At 70.6% G+C, this 20,399-nt stretch carries 15 protein-coding genes and 1 other RNA gene; 6 read left to right on the plus strand and 10 right to left on the minus strand.

Going from position 1 to position 20,399, the window contains the following annotated elements; all coding sequences use genetic code 11:
• Window positions 1–61: 61 nt before the first annotated feature.
• Both PFX91_RS10675 and PFX91_RS10680 read right to left on the minus strand, forming a co-directional pair.
• A complete protein-coding gene (locus PFX91_RS10675; RefSeq protein ID WP_502888298.1) occupies window positions 62–1,930 on the minus strand; it encodes a PH domain-containing protein in 1,869 nt (622 codons plus the stop codon).
• The gene (locus tag PFX91_RS10680) at window positions 1,930–2,523 is read right to left on the minus strand and encodes a PH domain-containing protein (protein WP_285731297.1); all 594 of its coding nucleotides are present in this window, start codon (window positions 2,521–2,523) and stop codon (window positions 1,930–1,932) included. The genes PFX91_RS10675 and PFX91_RS10680 overlap by 1 nt, the downstream gene beginning before the upstream one ends.
• Window positions 2,524–2,668: 145 nt before the next feature.
• Between PFX91_RS10680 and PFX91_RS10685 the strand changes: the two genes are divergently transcribed.
• Complete coding sequence (locus PFX91_RS10685) at window positions 2,669–3,637, plus strand: ATP-binding cassette domain-containing protein (protein WP_285731298.1); 969 nt, start codon at window positions 2,669–2,671, stop codon at window positions 3,635–3,637.
• A 2-nt stretch (window positions 3,638–3,639) separates the two neighbouring features.
• The gene (locus PFX91_RS10690) at window positions 3,640–4,473 is read left to right on the plus strand and encodes an ABC transporter permease (protein ID WP_285731367.1); all 834 of its coding nucleotides are present in this window, start codon (window positions 3,640–3,642) and stop codon (window positions 4,471–4,473) included.
• A 70-nt stretch (window positions 4,474–4,543) separates the two neighbouring features.
• Here PFX91_RS10690 and PFX91_RS10695 read toward each other — a convergent pair whose 3' ends face one another.
• On the minus strand, window positions 4,544–7,879 hold the full coding sequence (locus PFX91_RS10695) for an AfsR/SARP family transcriptional regulator (protein WP_285731299.1): 3,336 nt from the start codon (window positions 7,877–7,879) through the stop codon (window positions 4,544–4,546).
• A gap of 271 nt (window positions 7,880–8,150) precedes the next feature.
• Between PFX91_RS10695 and PFX91_RS10700 the strand changes: the two genes are divergently transcribed.
• From PFX91_RS10700 to PFX91_RS10710, 3 genes are all read left to right on the plus strand, one after another.
• The gene (locus PFX91_RS10700) at window positions 8,151–8,786 is read left to right on the plus strand and encodes a YbhB/YbcL family Raf kinase inhibitor-like protein (RefSeq protein WP_285731300.1); all 636 of its coding nucleotides are present in this window, start codon (window positions 8,151–8,153) and stop codon (window positions 8,784–8,786) included.
• A 346-nt stretch (window positions 8,787–9,132) separates the two neighbouring features.
• Window positions 9,133–11,313, plus strand: coding sequence for a hypothetical protein (locus PFX91_RS10705; RefSeq protein ID WP_285731301.1), 2,181 nt, complete (start codon window positions 9,133–9,135; stop codon window positions 11,311–11,313).
• A 285-nt stretch (window positions 11,314–11,598) separates the two neighbouring features.
• Entirely contained in the window at window positions 11,599–13,953 is a 2,355-nt protein-coding gene (locus PFX91_RS10710; RefSeq protein ID WP_285731302.1) for a bifunctional SulP family inorganic anion transporter/carbonic anhydrase, read from the plus strand.
• On the opposite strand, the gene PFX91_RS10715 is transcribed toward PFX91_RS10710, so the two are convergent.
• From PFX91_RS10715 to PFX91_RS10735, 5 genes are all read right to left on the minus strand, one after another.
• Complete coding sequence (locus PFX91_RS10715; RefSeq protein ID WP_285731303.1) at window positions 13,902–14,051, minus strand: hypothetical protein; 150 nt, start codon at window positions 14,049–14,051, stop codon at window positions 13,902–13,904. The two genes, PFX91_RS10710 and PFX91_RS10715, sit on opposite strands and share 52 nt — an antisense overlap.
• 315 nt (window positions 14,052–14,366) lie before the next feature.
• An RNA gene (rnpB, locus tag PFX91_RS10720) (RNase P RNA component class A) lies at window positions 14,367–14,751 on the minus strand.
• Window positions 14,752–14,764: 13 nt separating this feature from the next.
• On the minus strand, window positions 14,765–15,442 hold the full coding sequence (locus PFX91_RS10725; protein ID WP_285731305.1) for a histidine phosphatase family protein: 678 nt from the start codon (window positions 15,440–15,442) through the stop codon (window positions 14,765–14,767).
• Window positions 15,439–16,200: a zinc ribbon domain-containing protein gene (locus tag PFX91_RS10730; protein ID WP_285731306.1), complete on the minus strand. Its 762-nt coding sequence runs from the start codon at window positions 16,198–16,200 to the stop codon at window positions 15,439–15,441. The genes PFX91_RS10725 and PFX91_RS10730 overlap by 4 nt, the downstream gene beginning before the upstream one ends.
• Window positions 16,201–16,295: 95 nt before the next feature.
• The gene (locus PFX91_RS10735) at window positions 16,296–17,165 is read right to left on the minus strand and encodes a Nif3-like dinuclear metal center hexameric protein (protein ID WP_285731308.1); all 870 of its coding nucleotides are present in this window, start codon (window positions 17,163–17,165) and stop codon (window positions 16,296–16,298) included.
• 137 nt (window positions 17,166–17,302) lie between these two features.
• Between PFX91_RS10735 and PFX91_RS10740 the strand changes: the two genes are divergently transcribed.
• Window positions 17,303–18,163 carry a deoxyribonuclease IV gene (locus PFX91_RS10740; RefSeq protein WP_285731310.1) on the plus strand — a complete coding sequence of 287 codons (861 nt, stop codon included), beginning with the start codon at window positions 17,303–17,305 and terminating at the stop codon, window positions 18,161–18,163.
• Between the two features lie 4 nt (window positions 18,164–18,167).
• On the opposite strand, the gene PFX91_RS10745 is transcribed toward PFX91_RS10740, so the two are convergent.
• The gene (locus tag PFX91_RS10745; protein ID WP_285731312.1) at window positions 18,168–18,830 is read right to left on the minus strand and encodes an ArsR/SmtB family transcription factor; all 663 of its coding nucleotides are present in this window, start codon (window positions 18,828–18,830) and stop codon (window positions 18,168–18,170) included.
• A gap of 101 nt (window positions 18,831–18,931) precedes the next feature.
• Window positions 18,932–20,224 (minus strand): MFS transporter, encoded by a 1,293-nt coding sequence (locus PFX91_RS10750; protein WP_285731313.1) that lies wholly within the window; start codon window positions 20,222–20,224, stop codon window positions 18,932–18,934.
• Window positions 20,225–20,399 lie beyond the last annotated feature (175 nt).

A 20,399-nucleotide genomic window follows, 5' to 3' on the forward strand; every position in this document is an offset into this window, starting at 1 on the left:
GGGCGGTCGCACCCGAGGGTGCGACCGCCCCGGCGCGTGCGGGTCCGCTCCCGCCCCGTCCTCACGACCTCGACGGGGGCCGGACGGCATCACGCTCCGCCGTCCCACCCTCCGAAGAGGGGTCGATCAGGAAGGGACGCACCATCTCGGGCGTGACCCGCCCGGCGAAGGCCACCGAAGCCGCCAGTGAGGCGTCCTGGGCGGTGTAGCCTCCCAGCCCCGCCCCCACGGTGACCTGGAGGTCCGCCAGGCCCGAACGGCGCTGGAAGAGGGTCTGGGTCCATCTCCACCCGATCACCGCCGAACGTTCCACCGTCGCCTGCTGTCGGCGCAGTGAACCCGAGCGCACGCTCACGCGTTCGCCGTCGTAGCCGTGCCCCAGGGAACGGTAGCGGTCCACGCCCAAGGGGATGCCCAGAACGCCCAGGAACGCGGACACCCAGGCCAGCCAGGTCACCTCCATGGCCAGGGAGACCACCAGGACCAGCACGAAGGGGCCCACCGAGCGCGTCAGGCGACGGTACAACGCCGCGCGCGGGTGGCGCCGCAGAACCCCCCGGAACAGGGCCAGGGCACGGTCCACGACCTGTTCGACCCTCGCGCGCCGACCGGTCGGCAGCAGCACCGCGCGGTTGGCGGCGTCCCCCAGTCCCGTGACGATGGCCCGCAGCCGTACCGCACCACGGGTACGTTCCAGGGGGTTGTCCAGGAGCTCGTACCCGCGGATGCGTCGCTTCTCCAACGTCACGCTACGGCGGGTGAACAGACCACGCTCGGCGACCAGGGAGCCGTCCCTCTCCTTCAGCGTGAAGCCCCAGTGGGTGAGGGAGTAGGAGATCACCGCGAACACCGGCATCAGCAGGACCAGCACGCCGACCAGGACCGCCGCGAGGACCGTCAGGAACCCGCGGTCGGAGGCGGTCACCCAGTCCACGAGGTAGTCGGTGGCCAGCTCGCCCGCGGTCTGCTGGACCATGCCGAACAGGGTGGCCAGGACCACGAAGGGGGTCAACAGGTACCCCAGGCTCAGCGCCCCGTACAAGTACCACGAGTGCGGCATGGTGAAGTGGGTGACGGTCCCGTCCCCTCCGGCGGGCTCGACCCCGTGGGGGTCCGTTTCCGTCCGCTCCTCGCTCGGATCGGGCCGCGACTCGGGTCCCTCACCGGTGAGCACCGCCTTGCGGTGCAGCAGCACCCGTCGCAGCCGGTCGGCCTCGGCCGTCTCCACGGCGTCGAGTTTGCCGTCCTCACCGGCGCCCACCGCCCCCGAGGCCGCCTCGATACGGACCACGGCCACGCCGAGCAGCCGGTGCAGGAGCGTACTGGTGACGTCCACACCGCGTACCCGCTCCAGGGGGATGGTGCGCTGAGAGCGGCGGACGAGCCCCCTGCGTATCTCCAACCGGTCTTCGCCGACCTCGTAGCGGGTGGTCTGCCAGGCGACGAATCCGCCCACCAACAGGGCCACGACGGTCACGCCGGTGGCGGCCAGCACCCAGGCGTTGAAGCCGCCGAGCACCAGACCCGCCACGATCGGCAGCAGCAGACCCCGGAGCTGGTTGATGGGACCGACGACCATGCTACGGGGGCTGAGTCGACGCGCGCGCTCGACCATCGGCGGGGGCGGAGCCGCCGCGTCCTGCCCCGACCACCAGTCGCGGGCGGGGCCCCAAGGGTCGGACCTCGCTCCCCCCGACTCCCGCGCGTCGGCGCCGGGCGCCGTGCCACCGGTGGGGACCTCCCCTTCCCCCAGGTGGGCCTCCCGCCACGGGGAGCCGTGGTCGGGTGCTCCCGGCGGCCACCCCGGATACCGGTGGGCCGGTTCTCCTCCGGTGCGGCCCGGTCCTTCGGACGCGCTCCCGGGAGCGACCCAGCCGCCCTCCTCGTCCCGGGTCGGGTTCTGGTCGTTCTCGGCGTTCTCTTCGCTCATCAGGTCGCGTCGTCTCGCAGTGTCCCGGCGCGTACGGCCAGTTCCTCGCTCAGTCGGCGGGCCTCTTCCGCGTCCAGCCCCTCGATCGTGGACGACCCGGCGTAGGAGGCGGTCTGTACCTCCAACGTCGCCACGTCGAACACACGCTCAAGCCACCCCTGGGTGTGGTCGACCGTCTGGAGTCGGTTGACCGGGACCAGCTGCCAGGACCTGCTGACCCAGCCGGTCCGGGTGTAGATGACGTCGTCGGTCACCTCCCACCGGTGGACGCGGTAACGCCATGAGGGCACGATCGCCACCTTCGACAGCGCGTAGACCAGGTAGAGGACCGGCAGAAGCCAGGCCCTGTCCTTCGCCCACGTCGGAATCCATCCCCAGGGCAGGGTCGAGGCTCCCCATGCCAGGGCGGAGAACAACGCCAGGGTGAGGACGCTGCCGAAGAGCAGGCGGAGGGTCCACACCCCCACCGCGCGTCCGCTCACACGACGTTCCGGCGGGCGCAGCAGAGCGGTCTCCTCCGGGGCGGATCCGGGGGATCGCGGCTCCTCACCGGGTCCTGGAGCGGCATCGTAAGGCGGCGGGGTGTTCGTCACGTGCCCGAGTCTAGGGGCTGCGGCGGCGGGGCCACCGCCCACATGGGACTGACGGCCCACGGACGGGAAGGCACAGGTCCTTGTCAGCGTTCTGTCAGACCACTTCGCCACACTTGAGGACAGACGTTGACATAGGGAGGACCACATGACTGACGCCATCCGCGCGGAGGGTCTGGTCAAGCAGTTCAAGGGCGAACGGGCCCTGGACGGTGTGGACCTGACCGCCAGGACGGGGGCGGTGTTGGGCGTCCTGGGTCCCAACGGATCCGGCAAGACCACCACCGTGCGCATTCTGGCCACCCTGCTGCGCCCGGACGCGGGACACGCCGAGGTCGGGGGGTTCGACGTGGTACGCAGGCCCCACGAGGTGCGTCGCCTGATCGGGTTGACCGGACAGTACGCGGCGGTCGACGAGGATCTGACCGGTACCCAGAACCTGGTGCTCATCGCACGTCTGCTGGGACTGGACCGGGCCGGTGCCCGTACGCGCGCGGCCGAGCTGCTGGAGCGCTTCGGGCTCACCGACGCCGCCGACCGCCCCGTCAAGACCTACTCCGGCGGTATGCGCCGGCGGCTGGACCTGTCCGCGAGCCTGGTCGGACGGCCGTCTTTGCTGTATCTGGACGAACCCACCACCGGCCTCGACCCGCACAGCCGCAACGGCCTGTGGGACGTGGTGCGCGGGCTGGTCGAGGACGGGGTGACCGTGCTGCTGACCACCCAGTACCTGGAGGAGGCCGACCAATTGGCCGACGACCTGGTGGTCCTCGACCACGGCCGGGTGATCAGCACGGGCACCCCCGAGGAGCTGAAGAACCGGGCGGGCAAGCAGGTGTTGGAGATGCGCACCGTCGACACCGGCCGGCTACCGCTGGCCACCAAGATCATCGAGGCGGTGACCAGCACTCCGGCGACCTCCGACGGGGTGCTCACCAGCGTCCCGGTCACCGACGCGGGGATCCTGCCCGAGGTGGTGCGCCGCTTGGACGAGCAGGGTGTGGCGGTCGCCGAGCTGTCGTTGCGCAAACCCAGCCTGGACGAGGTGTTCCTCGCCCTGACCGGACGCACCGCCGAGGAACAGAGCACGGACACGACCGTCCGGGAAGGGGCATGAGCATGGGTGCCGTGTCGACACGGGCACAACCGGAGCACACGCGGTGGGCATCCACCGTCCCTGAGCGGATCGGCCCGTTGAGCACCGTGCAGAACGGTCTGCAACTGGCCTGGCGTAGCGTCCTGAAGATCAAGGCCAACCCCGAAGAGGTCTTCGGGCTGATGTTGCAGCCGGTCATGTTCGTGACCCTGTTCGTCTTCGTCTTCGGGCAGGCGATGATGGGGGACTGGCAGAGCTACCGGGACTTCCTGATGCCCGGCATCATCGCCCAGTCGGTCATCTTCGCCACTTTGGGCACGGGCTTCTCACTGAGCCAGGACGTGGAGAAGGGCATCTTCGACCGTTTCCGGTCGCTTCCCATCGCCCGCTCGGCGCCGCTGACGGGGGCCATCCTCGGTGACCTGGTCCGGTACACGATCACCGTGGTGATGGTGCTGTTGGTCGGCCTCCTCATCGGTTTCCGCCCCGAGGGCGGAGTGGCCGGTGTGGTCGTGGCCGCGGCCTTGGTCCTGCTGTTCGCCTTCGCGCTGTGCTGGATGTCGGCCTTCGTGGGCATGATCGTACGCACCCCGATGGCGGTACAGGCGTTCGGGATGATCCTGATGTTCCCGCTCACCTTCAGCAGTTCGGCGTTCGTCAGCCCCGACGACATGCCCGGCTGGCTACGGGTGGTGGCCGCCAACAACCCGGTCACCCACGTCGTGGACGCCATGCGCGGCCTGATGCTGGACACGGGCGGGGTGGCCGGCTCCGTGCTGTGGACGGTGGTGTGGGCCGCCATCATCACCGCGGTCTTCTTCCCGCTGGCCGTGTGGGCCTACCGGCGGCGCACCTGAGACGAACCGTCACCATCGACGAGCAGAGGTCGCCGGGCCCCGAGGCCCGGCGACCCCACCGTGGGACGGCTCACAGGTGTCCGTCCTCCTTCCCGGGACCGGTGTCGGGCACGATCGGAGCCAGCCACCGGCTCACGAGCCGCAGAGCCCGCTCCGCACCGACCTCCCGACCCCGGCCGACCAGGTGGAGGTACTCGTCCTCCCCCAGTGCGCGACGCGCCTGTTCACGGGCTCGCACCACGTAAGGGGTTGCGGTGTCCGGTACGCCTCGCAGCGCCTCGGAGTGGCCCAGGAGCACGGCCGCCCGTTCCGGATCCTTCTCGGCCGACATCATGACGAACACGTCCAGGATCTCCGCGCACACCGGTCCCAGACCACGGACGGCCAACCACCATGAGCGCCCGTTCTCCCGCCAGGCGGCCTCGGCCTCCCCCGACATCCACTGGACGATGGCGAGTTGGGACCGCCAGGCCGCCTCGATGTAGAGCGGGGAGAGACCGTCGAGTTCGGGCAAGGAGGTCCCGACCCGATCCAGGACCGCACGGGCCCCCTCCAGATCACCGGCCTCCCGCAGCCAGTGGGCCTCGCTCAACCACAGCAGCGACATGTGCTCCCGCTCGATCGGTTCCTGGCCGTCGAACAGGGCACGCAGGTCGCGCCGGGCCGCCTCCAACTCACCGAGGTCGGTGAGGACCTGGGCCCGGCGGATCCGGAACATCGTCGCCATCCCGCGCAGCGCCGTGTCCTCGGCCAGGCGCATCCCCTCGTCGAGGAGTTCGCCGCAACGTCTGAGATCGCCGAACCGCTGCGCGTCCGCCGCCTGGGCGAGCGCCTGGCACTGTCCCCAGGTGTCACCGCAGGCCCGGAACTCCTCCAGAGCCGTGCTCGCCCTCTCCATGGACAGTCCGACACGTCCGGCGAGGACGTCGAGCAGCCCCAGCAACAGCCGCACCATGGCACGCATCCATGGGTCGTCCTGTTCCAGGGCCGCGACGAGGCGTTCGTAGGACTCGTCCACACGCCCCTCGACCAGGGCCCTGTAGACCAGGCCGTACACCAGCGTGTGGTGTTCCTCGACCCGCTCCCCCGCCTCCTCCATCACCTCCTCGACCCGGCGCAGGCGCTGGACCGCGAAGGAGTGGTCCAGGTTCCCGTCCAGGGCGCGGTGGAACAGGCAGGAGGCGTAGGCGACGGCCCTTCCCTCCGGTACCCGGCCGCCGACCATGGCGAGGACCTCCTCGGTCCACTGGTTGAGCCGACGCCAGGCCCCGCCCAGGGTCCAGTACCACTGGGAGTACTCGATCAGGTCCAAGGCGAGGGCGCTGTCACCCCGCTCGACGGCCCACCGCAGGGCGGCGTCACAGTGGTCGGCCTCGGCGTCCAGACGGACCATCGACTCCCTCTGGTCGGGTCCGCGCAACAACGGATCGCTCTCACGCCACAGATCATGGACGTAGCGGGCGTGCTCGTCACGGTAGGGCTCCTCCTCCCCGCACTCTCGGAGGCGCTCGAACGCGTAGGCGCGTACCGTCTCCAACTGGCGGTAGCGGGGTGGTGCCTCGTTCCCTACGGGGGTCTCGGCGACCACCAGGGACTTGTCGACCAGGGCGAACAGAACGCCCCACACGTCGTCACCGGCCACCGTCCCCTCGGCCCCCGGGTCCGCGCAGACGCCTTCCACCGCCTCAAGGGTGGCGCCTCCGGCGAAGATCGACAGGCGACGCAGCAGTCGGCGCTCGGCTTCGTCGAGCAGTTCCCAACTCCAGTCGACCACGGCGCGCAGGGTGCGGTGGCGCGGCATGGCCGACCGTGTTCCGCCCGTCAGGAGCCGAAAGCGGTCGCCCAACCGTCGTGCCATCTGGGCCACGGTCATGGAACGCAGGCGGGCGGCGGCCAACTCCAGGGCCAACGGCATACCGTCCAGCTCCCGGGTGAGACGTACGACATCGGCGACGTTCTCCTCGTTCACCCGAAAACCCGGTCGGACGGCGGCGGCGCGTTCGGCGAACAGGGCGACGGAGGAGTAACCGGCGGCCCGTTCCGCGGTGGTGCCCTCGGGCGGCAGTTCCAGGGGAGGAACGACCAGGAGCTGCTCACCGGACACGCCCAGGGGCTGGCGTGAGGTGGCCAGGATCCGCAGCCGGGGGCACCTGGCGAGCAGTGATTCCACCAGGTGGACGGCCTCGCCGACAAGATGCTCGCAGTTGTCGAGGATCACGAGGGCGGGTTGGTCTCCGAGGAAGGCCACCGCTCTTTCCATGGGCGGAGCGACGGCCGCGCCGGTGGAGCGCGCCTGGAACAGGGCGTGTTCTCGCAGGCCCAGCGCGCTGATCAAGGCTTGAGGGATGTCCGCGGCCGTCCGGGAGGCCAGCTCCACGAACCAGCCGCCGTGGGCGAGCAGATCCGGTGCCCGCAGGGCCAGGGCGGACGCGCTCTCGATGGCCAGCCGGGTCTTGCCCGCCCCACCGGGGCCGGTCAGTGTGAGCAGGCGCCCCCGCGTGAGCAGGCCGACGGCGGTGTCCACCTCGGTCTCACGCGGCACGAAGCTGGTCAGCACGGAGGGCAGACTCAAAGGCGGGTCGCAGACGCCGCGCCGCCTCCCTTCGACCGGCGCGGTGGGCTCTCGGTGTTCGCGGGGTGCGCCGCCGGAGTCGCCCACGGCGCCGGGCGGGTCGAGTTCGCCGCGCAACAGCCTCACGTGCAGGTCCCGCAGCTGGGGAGAGGGGTCCAGGCCCAGTTCGTCGGCGAGGAGGGTGCGGAAGCGGTCGTAGGCGGCCAGTGCGTCGGCCGTGCGACCGGTGGCGGCCAAGGCCCGGATGAGCAGTTCCAGGGGGCGTTCGCGATGTGGTTCCCGACTGGCCAGGGCCTCGGCCTCGGGCAGTACCTCGGTGTACCGTCCCAGTTCGGCCAGGGCCGTCAGGTGGTCCTCCAGAACGGAACGGCGGGTCTCGGACAGGCGCAGCGCGACGTCCTCGGCCAGGCCACGTGAGGTCAGGTCCGCCAAGGCCGGGCCACGCCACAGGGCCAGGGCCGCGCCCAGGTCCTGGGCGGCGGTGGCCGGATCGACCCCCAGATGGGAACGCCCTCGTCTGGCCAGGGTCTCGAAACGGACCGCGTCCACCTGTTCGGGGTCGATGTCCAGCCGGTAGCCGGAGGCGTCGCCGTCGACCACGGCGCCCCGCGCCAACACACGGCGCAGCCGGGAGACGAGGGCCTGGAGGGCGTTGCTCGCCGTGGAGGGCGGCTCCCCCGCCCAGATGGCGTCGACGAGCTCCTCGGTGGTGACCCGCTGTCCGGGGCGCAGCAGAAGCAGGAGGAGCAGGGTACGCAGACGCGCCCCACCGACGGTGACGGATCGGCCGGCCGCGTCGTGGACCAGAAGGGGACCCAGGATGGAGAACCTCACCGGTCCATGATCACCGATCGGGCGGACGCTCCGCCCGTGGACGGGCCTTTCCCTCGCCCCGAACGACGGGGTCCGTCGCAAGGCCGCGCCGGTGGCGCCGGCAGTCGGAGCGCCCTCCCGACCACAGTAGGGTTCGCTCAGGAGCGTTCGCCCGGTGTCCCTGTGTCGGGGCCCGCGCGCTCCCTTCCGAGTCCGGCGCCGGCTCCGCTCCGAGCGCCGCGCCGGTGTCACAGCGAGTCTCGCCTCCACGGCCCGAAAAGCAGGAGTCCCATTGTTCCCGGCCCTCCCCTTCCCACGGATCACCGGTGCGCCTCGCCCGTCCCGCATGCTCCCCGGTCCGCGCGCGGGCGCGGCGGGGGCGGCGCTGGTCCTGGCCACGGGTTGCGGCGTCCTCTCCCCCGGACAGAACGGTGACATGCCCGACGACATCAACGTCACCAGTCCGCTCATGCAGGAGGGCCGGCCGCTTCCGGCCGCCTACGCCTGTGACGGGGAGGGACGGGGGAGCGGCACCGGTGACGAGGAGGACGGGCAGGAGGCCCCTGGGGCCTATTCACCGCCGCTGAGCTGGTCGGGACTTCCCGAGGAGGCGGGTTCGATCGCCCTGGTGGTGGACGATCCGCAGGAGGCGGAGGTGTTCTGGGTGGTCTACGACCTGGACCCGCAGCTGGTCGAGCTGCGACAGAACACCGTTCCGGCCGATGCCAAGCAGGGGCAGAACAGCGCGGGCGAGTCCGCCTACAGCGCGCCCTGTCCCGAACCCGGGCAGGCCTACCAGTATCGCTTCACCGTGTACGCCCTCGACGATCCGCTCGGGCTGCCCGAGGGCGCGTCGCTGAACGCGTCGCTGGAGGCGATCGCCGAGCAGGCGGTGGCACGGGGCACCCTGACGACGAGCAACGAGTGACATAGGTCATAATGGTCATTTCGTCCTGGTCAAAACTGGGATGATCCGACCACTTCACGAGCGAGAGGATTCCCGAGGAAGCTTCCGTCGCCCTCTGCACACGGCGCGCGACAGCGCCTACAGTGGGCATGTGCCCCTCGCCCCATTTCAGATGACCTGTATCCGTCCACTCGCCGCGCGGCGCCCCGACCCTCGACCGCACTGGACAGCGTGCGCTTTCCCACCTGCGCAGGCCACCGGATCACAGCGGAACGGGGCGGCCCCCGCCTTCCCCCGACCGGTCCTGTCGGAGCGGTCCCCGGTCTGACCCCAGCGCGGCCATCCTCCCCAAGGTAGTGCGTACACCATGACCGTCACCGTCATCATCATCATCGCCATCATCGTCGTGCTCGCCGTGCTGGTACTGCTGCTGCTGGGCATGCGCGCGATGAACATCGGCTCCCACGAGGACGAGTACGAGGACGAGTACGACGAGGCTTCCGAAGAGGATCACGACCGCGGACGGCAGCGTGAGGACGATGAGGAGCCGGCGCCTCGGGGGCGCGCCCGTCGGGCCCGCCAGGACGGCGGCGGCAGGGCGGAACGGCGCCCGCGGAAGCGCAGACGGGACGAGGACTGGGACGACGATCCCGACTCCATGTCCGACAACGACTTCTGGTCCAGTCTGAGCGAGGACGGTCCCGAGTCCTCGAGGGCTCGGAACGAGGACAGGTCCCCCAGCGTCACCGCGTACGAGTACGAGGACGACTACGACGACTTCCCCGAACAGGAGTCGGGGCCGCCCGGGGCCACCACGGTCATGCCCGCGGCCCGCGGTGGGGAGATCGGCCCGGCCGCGGACCTGGCGATGCTGGCCAGCCTGGGGCAGAGCAGCGGCCCCCAGGTTCCCGAGCAGGCGGACCGGCCTTCCCGGGAGGACGATCGGAACCGGCACGGACAGGGTGCTCCCGGCGACCGGGCCCTGCCTCCGGGGACGCGGGAACCGGAACGCTCGGCGTTGCCCCCGGCCCCCTCGCTCCCGTCGGCCCCGACCCCGACCGAGCCCGCACGACCGATCGCTCCGGCCGCCTCGACCTCCGACGACCCCCTCGGCCCGGGACCGTGGTCTTCGAGTACTCCTTCCAGCACGTCCGCGCACGATGATCCGTTGGGGGTCTCCCCGCGGGCCGGCTACGGCGCCTCCCCCTACGACAGCGGAACGATGAGCCGTTCGGATCTTTCAGGGGTCTCCCCTTCTTCGGAGCGCTCTCCCTCCGACGATCCCCTCGCCCCCTCCTTCCGTCCGGCGTCCTCCGATCCGGCCCTGGAGTCGCCCATATGGTCCACTCTGGACACCGGCTCCCATCAGCGTTCGGATCTGGGTTTCGGCGGCCCGGGACCGGCCTCGGAGCCCACCGCCTCCCCGCGTCCCACCGGCGACCCCCACGACCCCCTCAGCGGCGGCTACCGCCCGCCCTCGACCCCCTCCTACGACAGCGGCGCCCACAGCCGCACGCCCTACGACACCGGTGCCCACACCCGCCCCTCCTACGACACCGGCTCCTTCGGACACGGCGCATTCGACACCGGCGCCCACACCCGCTCCCCCTACGACAGCGGCGCCCACAGTCAGCCCTCCTATGACACCGGTGGCCACAGCCGTGCGGCCTACGACACCGGTTCCTATCAGCGTTCGGATCTGGGTTTCGGCGGCCCGGGACCGGCCTCGGAGCCCACCACCCCCTCCCCGCGTCCCACCGGCGACCCCCTCAGCAGCGGCTATCCCCCGCCCTCGACCCCCTCCTACGACACCGGCTCCTTCGGACACGACGGCCCAGACCTGCCGGGGCGCAACGCATTCGACACCGGCGCCCACACCCGCACGCCCTACGACACCAGTGCCCACGCCCGGCCCTCCTACGACACCGGCTCCTTCGGACACGGCGCATTCGACACCGGCGCCCACACCCGCTCCCCCTACGACAGCGGCGCCCACGCCCGAGCGCCCTACCAGGACCCCAACCCGCCGCTGTGGGGAGGCCAGGAGGGCGGTGCGCTTCCTCGGACCTCGAGTGGCACGGGCGGCCTCGGAGGCGGAACCGACATGGACGGAACGAGCCTTCCGGTTCCCGGTGTCCCCTCCTCGTTCGACCAGGGACCGGGCGGCCCGCCGGCCCCCACGCCCGCCCCGGGGCTCCCCGAGGACGCGCTGGGATACCCGTACGGCCCGCAGAGCACGAGCGGCTACGCCACGGACCGGATGCACGGGAACGTCTCTCCCGGCCTCCACTCCCGGCAGGGCTTCGACCATCCCACATCCGGCTCCGGCGGCGGCTATCCCGACCCTCTGGACGGTGGCCACCCGTCCGACCCCCGAGCGGGACGGTACGGGAGCCGGCTGGCCGGGGAGGACTGGCCGTCCGGTGGCGAGGACCACTACCCCAGTGGCCCGCAGGCCTCGGGGCGGTACCCGACCGACCCCTACGGCGCCCCCGGACACGGCCGCGAGGGATACGAGGGCGGCTACGAGGACGGCCGCTTCATATAACACACGGTGACCGTCGCCTCCGGCGCTCCGGGGAGCGCGCTTCCACTCCGTGACCCCGGTCCAGGAGAAGAACCCCTCGGACCGGGGTTCTTTTCTGTCCGGATGCGATTCACAGACGCCTGAAATCGCGAAAACGCCCTCAAAACCGACACGCTCCGTAACCGAGCACGTCAGAGTTTAACTACAGTTCGTGATCATGAGGAGACCCTCGGGGACCTTCGTTCCCGCGTCTCCCCAAGGGCGTGCCACGCACCGCCCTTCCGAGCCGACACGAACGGAGTGACCATGCGCAAGAACGCCCAGGGAGTACGACCGGAGAGGCCGCCCACCGGTACCTCCCCTCCCGGATCCCGCATCGACCGCCGAGGAGTGACCGCCGACGTCGGCGCCTCCTTGGTGGTCTTCCTGGTGGCCGTCCCCCTGTCCTTGGGGATCGCCGTCGTCTCCGGGGCCCCGCTCGTCGCCGGAATCATCGCCGCGGTCGTCGGCGGAATCGTCGCAGGACTCGTCGGAGGGTCGATGGTGCAGGTCAGCGGTCCCGCCGCCGGTCTGACCATCATCGTCGCCGACCTGATCATGACCTACGGCTGGCGGGTGACCTGCCTGATCACCCTGTTGGCCGGCCTGGTACAGCTCGCTCTGGGCGCGTTCCGCATCGCGCGGGCCGCCCTGGCCGTCTCACCCGCCGTCGTTCACGGCATGCTCGCCGGGGTGGGGGTCACCATCGCCTTGGCCCAGCTGCACGTGGTCCTGGGCGGAGCACCACAGAGCTCGGCCCTGGTCAACATCACCGACCTGCCCCATCAACTCGCCCACAACCACACTCCCGCGGTGGCGATCGGCGTCATCACCATCGTCATCATGTTCACCTGGAACCGGTTGCCCTCCCTCGGGCGCCTGCGCCCCGGCATGGTGCCCGCGGCCCTGGTGGCGGTGGGCGTCGCCACCGCCATCGCCACCGCCGGCCGGTGGCAGGTGGAGACCGTCACCCTCCCGGGCTCCCTCACCGAGGTCTGGAGCGGGCCGATGACGCCCGAGAGCGGACAGTGGCACGGTGTCGCCCTTGGCGTGGTGACCGTGGCGATGGTCGCCAGCGTGGAGTCACTGCTCGCGGCGATCGCCGTGGACCGCCTGCACGACGGACGTCGGGTCATGCTCAACCGGGAGTTGTGCGGACAGGGCGCGGCCAACACCCTCAGTGGGGCCCTGGGCGGACTTCCGGTGGCCGGTGTGATCGTTCGCAGTACCGTCAACGTGCGCGCCGGGGCACGCACCCCGCTCTCCACCGTCCTGCACGGTGTGTGGATCCTGCTCTTCGTCGCGCTGTTCGCGCGCGTGGTGGAGTTGATCCCGATGCCCGCGCTGGCCGCGCTTTTGGTGTTCATCGGTGTGCAGATGGTCTCGGTGGCCCGCCTGCGCGACCTGCGTCGTCACCATGAGGGCGGCGTGTACATGGTGACTCTGTTCAGCGTGGTCTTCCTGGGTCTGTTGGAGGGTGTGTTCATCGGCTTCGCCCTTGCGATGATCATGTCCCTGCGCAGGCTCACCAAGTTGACGGTGACCACCGAGGAGCGGGCCGACCGTGTGCACATCACCGTGCACGGCTCGCTCACCTTTCTCGGGGTGCCTCGGCTCGCGCACGTTCTGCGCACCGTCCCGGGAGGGGCACGTGTGGATCTGGACCTGCACGTGGACTTCATGGACCATGCCGCCTTCGAGGCCATCCACGCCTGGCGGACGGACCACGAACGGACCGGAGGAAGCGTCGACATCGACGAGGTCCACGAAGAGTGGTACGCGCGCAGTTCCGCCCGTTCGGCGCCGGCGGCCAAGACCGTGCCCCGTGGTCTGGCCCGTTGGTGGGCGCCGTGGGACATGCGTGGCGGCGCCGATCCACGGCTCGAACCACTCGGACTGTTGACTGCGGGAGCCAGGGAGTACCACACCAGCACGGCGGACCGGATGCGGTCGGTGATGCACCGCCTCTCCCACGGCCAGAAGCCGACGGCTCTGTTCATCACCTGCGCCGATTCACGGGTGGTACCGAATCTGATCACCGCGAGCGGGCCGGGGGACCTGTTCACCGTCCGCAACGTGGGAAACCTCGTCCCGCCTCGGGACGCTCCCGGCGACGGGTCCGTGGGGGCCGCCGTCGAGTACGCGTTGACCGTTCTGGACGTACCTTCGATCGTGGTGTGCGGGCACTCCCACTGCGGAGCGATGAAGGCCCTGTGGGAGAGGGTCCACCTGGAGCAGGACGAGGCCGGGACCTCCCACATGCGCCGGTGGCTGGCCAACGGTACGGGAGCGCTGTCCCGGATGGGCCAGGACCCCGCTCTGTCGACGGAGCCGCCGGCCGCCGAGTCGCTGCGACGCCTGGCCCAGGCCAACGTGGAGGAGCAGATCGGCAACCTCATGGGCTACCCGGTGGTACGTGAACGGGTGGAGTCCGGAAGGCTGACCCTGTCGGGGATGTACTACGACCTGAAGACGGCGGAGGTCCACCTTCTGGAGCCCGGAACGGGAGAGTTCGTCCCCGTACAGGACATGCGGGACGGGACCTGGTCCGTGCCCCCTCCCAGGGAGGTTCAGCCGCTGGAGGAGTCTTCCTCGGGCATGTCGTCACGGCCGTCCTGCTGAACTCCTGACGCCTGATAGGAGGCGAGCAGGATGATCACCACGATGGCCAGGATCGGCAGTCCGAAGAGAACCACCCAGAAGGCGGTGGAGTCGAACAAGAGTCACCCATTCCCGTGAACATGGATGCCCGTCGGGCCGTCGACCCCGGACGTCGGCCCACGGGCGTACACGCTCCGACACGGTCCGGGCAGGGAGCGCAGGGCCAATCTATCGGTGCTCGGGGGCAGGAGACCATCACCGGCGGGCTGTAGCGGTGTAGCCGTCGCCGGAGAACGTGTTCGTCCAGAGTGGTGTGGGCCCGAACCGCGGCGAAGGACCGACCGCATCACCGCCCTCGGGCGGCCCCGAAACCGGAACAGAACCGGAACACGGCCGACTTCCCCGCGCGTCACCGCAGGTGGAAGGGGTGGAAGAGGGGGAGTCGGCCGATAAGCCGGATTCTGTCGGTCCCGAAGGACCGGGCGGTCATCCATCTGGGACCGTCGTTGCCGACGGCCTCGGTGCGGTCTACCCGCGGACTCGGGCGGGCCGCCCTCCAACATCCGCGCAGGAACCCTGGGGTTCCCTCTTGACCTTGCTCCGGGTGGGGTTTGCCCAGCCGACCGGATCACTCCGGCCGCTGGTGGTCTCTTACACCACCGTTTCACCCTTACCACCGCGAGCGGTGGCGGTCTGTTCTCTGTGGCACTGTCCCGCGGGTCGCCCCGGGTCGGTGTTACCGACCACCCTGCCCTGTGGAGTCCGGACTTTCCTCGAAGCCGCGCACCCGGCGCGGTCCGCGACCGCCTGGCCGACTCCCCTCACATGGATTCTACGCTGTCGTGGCCCCCGGTGTTCCCCCACCGGGCTCCGGCGCCAGATGCGCGGTGTCGTTGAGGGAACGCACCACCATGGGCCCGTCGGAGAACACGTCCACCTCGGTCAGGCACGCGGTGTCCAGGTGCATCCGGTACAGCGCCTCCAGGGGGGCGAGCATGCTCTGCTGTACCACCACCTTGATGGGGGTCACGTGCGTGACCACCAGGACGGTACGCCCCCTGTACCGCTCGACCAGGGCCTCCCGGGCGGCGCCCACCCGCTCGGCCACCTCGAAGAAGCTCTCCCCACCGGGAGGCGCCGTCCGCGGGTCGGCCAACCATCGGTCCACCGAGGCCGGATCCTCACTCCTGGCCTCGGCGAACGTCATCGCCTCCCACACGCCGAAGTCGGTCTCGACGAAACCCTCGTCGATCTCGATCGGCAGCCCGAGCGCCTCGGCGGCGTGCGCGGCGGTGTCCCGGGTCCGTCTCAGGGGCGAGGACACCACCGCGTCGATCCGACGCCGGGCCAGCCGCCGGGCCACCGCCCGGGCCTGCGCGTGCCCCTCCTCCGTCAGCGGGACGTCGCCCCGCCCCGCGAAGCGGCGCTCCACGGACAGCGGTGTCTGCCCGTGCCGCAGCAGGACGAGCCGCGTCGGCTCGGTGTCGGGGGCGCCCCAGCCCCTGCTCACTGCCCGGACCGGCCGTTGAGGCCCGACTCCTCGGAACGGACCAGGATGCGGCGGCAGTTCTCACAACGCACGATCTGGTCGGAGGGGGCGGCCTTGACCTCGTTGAGCTCGACGGTGCTCAGCGCGAGCTTGCATCCGCCGCAACGGCCGTGGCGTAGCAGCGCCGCCGCCACACCGTCGTACTGGTCGCGCAGCTTCTCGTAGAAGGCGAGCAGATCGGCGGGGATCTCCTTGGCCAGGCCCTTCCGGTCCTCCGTGGCACGGGCGCGTTCCCGTTGGATCTCCGCGGCGGCGGCGTCGCGGACGGTGACCGCCTCGGCGTGTTCGGCCACGGCCTGTGCGTGTTCGGAGGCCAGGCGGGCCACCTCGGCGTTGAGTTCCTCGGCGCGTTCCATCACCTCCAGGACGATCTCCTCCAGCTCGGCCTGACGCCGTCCCAGCGAGGCGATCTCCGACTGTAGGCTCTGGAGTTCCTTGGCGTTGGTGATCTGCCCCGACTCCAGACGGGTGGTGTTGCGTTCGGCCCGGGTACGCACCTGGTCGACGTCGCTCTCGGCCTTGCGCTGCTGGCGTTCGGTGTCGGAGACCTTGGTCCGGGCCGTGATCAGGTCGCTGTCGAGCTGTTCCATCCGTTCCTTGAGCCGGGAGGCCTCGGCTGCCTCCGGCAGGTGCCGCACACGATGGTCCAGACGTTGCAGCCGGGTGTCCAGCTCCTGAAGGTCGAGCAGTTTGGCCTGTGCGGCGGATTCGGCTTTCACGTGTGACGTCTCCTGGATGACTGGGGAGGCGAGTATGCCGCTCGCGCCCTACTCTGTGTAGTTGGTCGTTCCGCCCCGGAGGAGGCGGTGCGCTCTCAAAGGTGCGGGACCGCCTGTGACCAGGGGTCCGTCACCGTCGTCGAAACACGGATCTCCACGTTAGCCCCCTCGGGACCGGCCCCGCCCGCGAGTTCCTCTTCGAGCCGACGCGCTCCGTCGTTCAGCCAGGGCCACTCACCGGCGAAGTGGGCGATGTCGATCAGGGCGGGACCGCCGTGGTCCTCGATGAACTCCGAGGCGGGGTGATGGCGCAGGTCGGAGGTGACGAAGACGTCCACGCCGGCGGCACGGGCCGCGCCGAGCAGGGAGTCGCCCGCCCCGCCCGACACTGCGACGGTGCTCACCACACGGCCCGTGTCCCCCGCGACCCGGATTCCGGCGGCGGTGGCGGGCAGGCCTCGCGCGACCTGTCCGGCGAACTCGCGCAAGGGTGTCGGTTCCTTCAGTTCGCCGATCCGGCCGATACCGCGACGGCCCTCGGGGTCGGTGGCGTCGGGGTCCAGGGGACGCAGCGGCCCGGCCAGGCCCACGGCGCGCGCCAGCGCGTCGGAGACCCCGGGGAAGGCGGTGTCGGCGTTGGTGTGCGCAGTGTACAGGGCCGCCCCCGCCCGGATGAGGCGGTGCACGATCCGCCCCTTGGGGGTGTGGGCGGCCACACTGGTCACACCGCGCAGCATCAGCGGGTGGTGGGTGATGATCAGGTCGGCGCCCCAGTCCAGGGCCTCGTCGACGACCGCGTCGACCGGGTCGACGGCGAACAGGATCCGCGTGACCGACTGGGCGGGATCACCCACCACGAGCCCGACCGCGTCCCACGAGGCGGCCCACCCGGGTGGGTAGATCCGTTCGAAGGCGGCGGTCACGTCGGACAGGGCGGGATACGCGGTCTCGGTGTTCACGGCCATGAGACTAGCGTTCCCGCGTCCCACCGGCGAAGTCCCGCCGTGGACGGGGGACGGGGTCGGCCCCCTCGGCGGGGCGTCGCCGGTGTGAGCACCGACACGGGCCGCCCACGCCGCGGGGGCTCTACGCTTGTCTGTCGATGAACGACAGTGAACGGCCTCCCCTGTCCCCGGTCGGCGCCCATGTGCCGGTGGCGGGTGGCATGGCCACCAAGGGCCTGGCCTACGCGGAGCAGATCGGCGCCGAGGCCGTCCAGGTGTTCGTGTCCAACCCTCGGGGGTGGGCCACCAACGGAGGCGTCCCCGAGCAGGACGCGCTGATGCGCGAACGTACCGACCTGCCGGTGTTCGTACACGCCCCCTACCTGATCAATCTGGGCACGCCCAGCGAGGAGACCGCGCACAAGTCGGTGCGCTCCCTGGAGCACGCGCTGCACCGCTCCGCGCGGATCGGCGCGCTGGGCGTGGTGGTGCACACCGGCTCGGCCGTCTCCGGTGGACGTGAGGAAGGACTGGCCCGCACTCGCGAGCGGCTGATGCCGCTGTTGGAGAAGGTGGGCGAGGACGTGCCCCCGGTGCTCCTGGAGCCGATGGCCGGACAGGGCCAGGTGCTGTGCGCGACCGTCGACGACCTGGCCGCCTACCTCGAGGTGTTGGAATGGCATCCGCGCGTGGGCGTGTGCCTGGACACCGCGCACATGTTCGCCGCCGGGCACGACATCTCCACGGTGGAGGGCATGCGCGCGATGCTGGACCACTTCGGCGAGGCGGTCGGCGCCGACCGCCTCAAGGTCGTGCACTGCAACGACTCCAAGGCGCCGTGCGGCAGTCGTCGGGACCGGCACGAGAACATCGGCGCCGGGTACATCGGCGCGGAGCCCTTCGGGGAGCTGTTCCGGCACCCGGTCAGCGCCGGGGTGCCGCTGGTGCTGGAGACCCCGGGGCCGGTGGGGCCGCACGCCGCCGACGTGGCCGCGTTGAAGAAGCTGCGCGAGGTCTGAGGCGTCACCGATCTTCGGGGGCGGAGCGGGCCTCGTCCCACTCGTTCCGGGGCAGAACGGGGAAGAGGTTGGTCTGGAGTTCGACGCTCTCGGTGTCGGGGTGGCTCTCGGAGGTCCGGTCCTCGAAGTGCTCGACCCAGGACCGTAGGAAGTCGTAGAGGGCGCGGGCGAACTCCGTCGCCTCCTCGGGTGTCATCCGGGCGTGGCCGGTGAAGTCGGTGGCGGCCTCCTTCCACCGCCGCACGACCGGATCGTCGGGGTTCTCCCAGAGCAGCGCGGTCCAGTGCTCGAACCGTTCCTGCCTCTCCCGGTAGTAGCGGCCCAGGACGGTCTGGGCGATCGTGCGGGTATCGGGGCGACTGAGGAACTCGTATCCTTGCATGCTCCATCCGCCGGGCCGGATCCGCCACCAGCGCTCGCGTCCACCGGTGCGTCCGGGTTCGTTCTCGATGAAGCCGTAGCGGGACAGCTGGCGCAGGTGGTAGCTGGTGGATCCACTGCTCTCCCCCAGGCGTTGTCCCAGGATGGTGGCGGTGGCGGGCCCTTTCATCCTGAGTTCGTCCAGGAGGCGCGCGCGCAGGGGATGGGCCAGTCCGCGCAGGGCCTGGGCGTCGACCTGGAACTGGTCCGAGGGCCCGGAATCCGCGGCGGTGGGGTCGTCGGTCATGGACCGACTGTACTGCGAAGCCGTGTTCGCAAACAGTCCGCTGCAAAGCTCTCTTGGCGTCATTCGCACGGGTGCGTCCCTCCCAGGGGTTCTGAGGACCATCAGGCGCCGGACTCCGAGGTCGCGACGGCCTCGTCGCACAGCCGGGCGCACTCGGCGACGGCCTTCCGGAGGAGCAGGGCCGTGCCCACCGACACCAGTCCTCCGGCGACGAAGGGCAGGGCCAGGTCGATCCGGCCCAGCAGCCCGCCCGCCAGGGCGCCCAGGGGGGCGGTCCCCCAACCGATCGCGCGGAAGGCGGTGGAGGCCCGGCCGCGCAGGTGGTCGGGGATCACCGTCTGGAAGAACAGCGAGGCGGCGATGTTGGAGGCGGCCAGGCACAGACCCGAGATCCCCCAGGCGAGGGCGGCGGCGTAGGCGTTGGGAAGCACGCCCATCAGGACGAAGCAGACACCCGTACCGACGTAGCCGCCCATCATCACGGCCCGGCGGCCGACCAGACCGATCAGACGCGATGTCCACAGCGATCCCAGGAGACCGCCGACGGCGCTGGAGGCCAGGAAGAGGCCGAAGAGGGCGGGCGGTACACCGAGGGTGTGCTGGACGTACAGCACCAGCACGGCCGCGCCCATCTGGCCTCCGATCATGAGGCCGGCGTTGGTGCAGGCCAACCGGCGCAACAGAGGGTCTCCGAAGACGTGTCCGAAGCCTTCGCGCAAAGAGGCCCACACCCCCCGTGCCAGGGCCTGGTCGCCTCCACCAGGGGTCGCCTCCTTCTGGGGAGTGCGGCGCAGGATCACCACGATCGTGGCCACCAGCGCGGCGCACAGGGCGTAGGACAGGGCCACCCCCGCCACCGGCAGGACCGCGGCCACCACGAAGAGCACCCCGGCCACGGGGGCCGCCACGAAGTCCTGGGCGACCAGCCGCCCACCCTCCAGCCTTCCGTTGGCGCGGTCCAGTAGACCGGAAGGAACCAGGCGGACCACGCCGAGGCGGCTGGCCGGGTCGGTGACCGTCTCGCAACAGATGACGACGAACAGGGTCGCGTACAGGACCCACAGGGAGGCGTGCCCGGTCAGGATCGCGACCGTGAGCAGCCCCACCGCGGTCGCGGCCACGACGTTGGCGACGGTCATGGCGCGGAAGCGGTCCACCCGGTCCAGCAGCACGCCCGCGAACGGTGCGACGAGCAGCCACGGCAGGAAGCGCGCCACCATCAGCCCGGAGACGGCGAGGGGGTCGTGGGTGAGGGTGGCGGCGATCAGCGGAAGCGCGGTGGCGAGCATGCCGTCGCCGAGGTTGGTGAGGGTACCGGCCGCCCAGAAGCGGTGGAAGGTCGCGCCGAGACGCCGGTCGCCGGTCGAGGTGTCGGTGGGAGGTGTGGTGGCCATGTCGGCCTCCTTGGTCGGGGATAGGTGCCTCCACCTTAAAGCAAAGATTTCTTTGCAAAGAGATACGTGCAAAGTTTTCTTTTCATTACCTTGAGCACTTCGAACAGCACTCTTCGAAGTCATCCCCATGGCTCGGTCCTCACCACGCCGGATCTCCTCACATAGGTGACAATGG

The sequence above is a fragment of the Nocardiopsis sp. ATB16-24 genome (genome assembly GCF_030271535.1).
Lineage (GTDB): Bacteria > Actinomycetota > Actinomycetes > Streptosporangiales > Streptosporangiaceae > Nocardiopsis.